General features: G+C 56.3%; 1 tRNA gene. It reads right to left on the bottom strand.

The window, feature by feature from the left end:
• Nucleotides 1-9: 9 nt before the first annotated feature.
• A tRNA-Ala gene (locus OGY68_RS00020) sits at nt 10-85 on the bottom strand.
• Between the last annotated feature and the right edge of the window lie 183 nt (nt 86-268).

The following is a 268-nucleotide window of genomic DNA, read 5'->3' as shown; positions in this document are numbered from 1 at the left end:
CAGTAAGGATGGTGGAGCTATGCGGGATCGAACCGCAGACCTCCTGCGTGCAAGGCAGGCGCTCTCCCAGCTGAGCTATAACCCCATCGTAAATGCTAATCTCTGTACCCTAATTCGTTTCCGGGCAAGGCGCGGTGGTGCGAAGCATACTGAAGTATGCGAGCATCGCCGTAACACAGCACGGAGGCGAATTTGGTAGGCCTGAGTGGACTTGAACCACCGACCTCACCCTTATCAGGGGTGCGCTCTAACCACCTGAGCTACAAGC

Source organism: Citrobacter sp. Cpo065, assembly GCF_030332805.1.
GTDB lineage: Bacteria > Pseudomonadota > Gammaproteobacteria > Enterobacterales > Enterobacteriaceae > Citrobacter > Citrobacter portucalensis.
This window is presented reverse-complemented; position numbering and strand designations above follow the sequence as displayed.